The following is a 2,974-nucleotide window of genomic DNA, read 5'->3' as shown; positions in this document are numbered from 1 at the left end:
CTATTTCTCTCGTTTGTGGATCTGAGCTAGATTTACTGTCACCATAATTACCCCATATAAACCGAAACTGATACGATTCTGGTTGGAGACTATTGAAAAACCAAGATTTGTCAAGAAAGCGAAAAATTTTTGATAAAGAGTTAGGGCTGTTAATAACTTGAAGTTGCAGATGGTTATTTTGCCAAATCAGTCTTAGAACCAAAGTAAGGGGTATGCGTAGTCCCGAATTGATTAAACGAGGATCAAATACTCTAGTCTCACTTCGCTTTAGCCATTGGGCTAAGTTTGATACGAACTGTCTCAACCAAATTCCAAAAGCTGCCTGGGGAGGTATGTTCTTTTGAAGTTCGTCAACAGCTTCATCTAAAGTTATTTGCCCTTGTAATACTTGACCATCTGATGTCAAAAGCTCTGGAATTAAGGTTTGATTGGGGTTGAGATGACAAGGATTTGGCGTGTTATTGATTAGGTAAACCTTAATTTCCACAATTTCTACAGAAATACTGGAATCAAAGCGATTTTCCAAGATAGGTAACACTATAAGATTGGGTTCCCAGATTCTTAAATGGATACCATCTATTTCAAAGAAATTGCTTTCATTTGATTCAAAAGATGTCATATTGCTTACCCTCTAAATTTTTAGTTTTTTACGCGACATCACATTGATTGGCGTATAGCTTAATGACATTATCCCGAAAAAGATCAAAACCACAGCTAAAACTGTCACCAAGAGATTACGTATGTAATACTTCAAGGCTGTTTCGTGAAGATTTTATGGAAACAATGTTTCAACTAGAAACTGAAAATAAATTCTTTATTGCAGGGCTACGGTTGAGCAATCAGAAAGCGTTAAAACAATTCGCAATTACATTTTGTAACGGGGATTTAGACCCCGACACAAAACTTGCAAATTGATAGAAGCAGGGGACTTAACCCCCCCCAAATTTTGTTAAGATAAATGTATCCTATTATCGAGGATGTATAACCCAATATTTACTAGATTGTTAAAATAGCATCTACTGAATTAGAAGACAAAATTTTATGAAGTTAATCTGAAGTAAATGGTAATGAAAAAGTTTAAATAAAAAAATAAATATAAAGCCGAGCATTAAGGATACATTTAGTTTGTTGGTCTTGTTGAAATGTATAAGGTTGTCTGGTTATCTTAGACGGTCTTTATGGAGATAGCCGCGATCGCCTAAAATAAATACTCAGACTAGCTTGTGGAAACGTTTGTAGTGAGCCATTTATCCCTTTCATACAGCCCAGTGTTATTCCCCAGAACTTTCCAACACCCCTAACAAACTCTTCAACATCAAATAAGCAGAAGTTCCTCCTGGATCTGGATGTCCAATACTCCGTTCTCCCAGGTAGCTAGCCCGTCCCTTTTTCGCCTGCATTGGTATAGTTTCCTGCAACCCTTTTTGGGCTGCTACTACAGCCTGTTGCATGGCTTCCAGCGTTCCTTTTCTTTCTTTTACAGCTTGCCCAAAAGTGGCTACAGATGGAGAAAGCACATCCACCATCGTTTTGTCTCCTAGTTGCGCTTTGCCACGTTGCAGCACGCCATCTAAGCCTGCTTGGAGTATTCCTAAAACATCTTGTTCTGTTAATTCTTGCTTACCAACTACTGCTGTACTGGCTCGTAAAAACCAAGTGCCATAAAGAGGGCCACTAGCACCGCCAATAGAAGAAATTAAGGTCATACTCACAGCTTTGAGAATGCTGCTGATGTCCTTGTCCGTAAGAGTTGGTAACTGGGTACTTACCTTTTTGAAGCCGCGATCCATATTGATCCCGTGGTCAGCATCTCCGATCGCAGCATCTAATTCTGTCAAATATGCTTTATTTCGCTCTATCTCGGTTGCATAAGCCTGCAACCATTGTAGTATCTGCGCCTGACTCACCATAATTCGTAATTCGTAATTCGTAATTCGTAATTATTCAATTCCCCAGCGCCAACTTGGTGTTTTGACTGGTGCATCCCATAGGCGGATCATCTCGTCATCTAATTTCAGCAAGGTAATGGAGCAACCTTGCATTTCTAGAGATGTGATGTAAGGGCCTATTAAGTTTCGCACAATTTGCAATTCTTGCTGTTCGCAGATTTGGGCGAGTTTGCGGTAAACAATATACAGTTCAGAAATCGGAGTTCCACCCATACTATTGACGAAAGCTAATAAGCGATCGCCTTTGGCAAATCGGAGATTTGTTAGTTCTACATTTACCCATTCTCCTTTGTCTTCATCCCACTCGCGCAGTGTGCGGCTGTATGCTGCATCTTCAATGAGCGATCGCGTCAAAATTTCGGTAATCTCATCTACTGATTTGATGGCTGTACGCTCTATTCCTGGCTCACCGTGGATACCGATTCCTAATTCGATTTCGCGATCGCTCAATTCAAATGTCGGCGTTCCATTAGCAGGGACTGTACAAGATGTTAAAGCAATTCCCATACTCCGCCCATTCAGATTGACTCGGCGACATAAATTTGCTATTTGTGGCAAATCATACCCAGCCTCAGCCGCCGCACCACAAATTTTTTCTGCCAGTATTGTTGTTCCTACACCCCGCCGTCCTTGGGTGTAGAGACTATCCTTCACTGCTACATCGTCATCAATTAAAATATTTAGCGATCGAATGCCTTCACTACGGGCTAACTCCGTTGCCATTTCAAAGTTCATCACATCGCCACTGTAATTTTTGACGATATAAAGGATACCAGAGCCTCCATTTACTTGTTTGGCTGCTTCTAGCATTTGGTCAGGAGTCGGTGAAGTGAAAACCTCACCAGGACAAGCTGCATCAAGCATTCCTCTGCCCACGAAGCCAGCGTGCATTGGTTCGTGTCCACTGCCACCACCTGAAATAATTGCTACTTTACCCGGAATAGGTGCATTGGCTCGATAGACAAAAGTGGGATCATAGTTCAGTTTAATTAAATCGGAATGAGCCGCCGCCATACCTTCTAGAC

General features: G+C 41.1%; 2 protein-coding genes and 1 pseudogene. All 3 read right to left on the bottom strand.

Annotated features, from left to right (window positions below):
* A pseudogene (locus tag IQ229_RS21540) lies at positions 1–619 on the bottom strand (hypothetical protein); the annotation flags it as partial.
* Between the two features lie 652 nt (positions 620–1,271).
* Positions 1,272–1,910 carry a dihydroxyacetone kinase subunit DhaL gene (dhaL, locus tag IQ229_RS21535; protein WP_194047223.1) on the bottom strand — a complete coding sequence of 213 codons (639 nt, stop codon included), beginning with the start codon at positions 1,908–1,910 and terminating at the stop codon, positions 1,272–1,274.
* Positions 1,911–1,940: 30 nt separating this feature from the next.
* Positions 1,941–2,974, bottom strand: a 1,034-nt coding sequence (dhaK, locus tag IQ229_RS21530) for a dihydroxyacetone kinase subunit DhaK (protein WP_194047221.1), incomplete at its 5' end; no start/stop codon positions are given.

Origin of the sequence: Nostoc cf. edaphicum LEGE 07299, assembly GCF_015207245.1 — a bacterium.
Classification (GTDB): Bacteria; Cyanobacteriota; Cyanobacteriia; order Cyanobacteriales; family Nostocaceae; genus Nostoc; species Nostoc edaphicum_B.
Note: the sequence above shows the minus strand (reverse complement) of the source record. Positions and strands in the feature narration are given on the sequence as shown.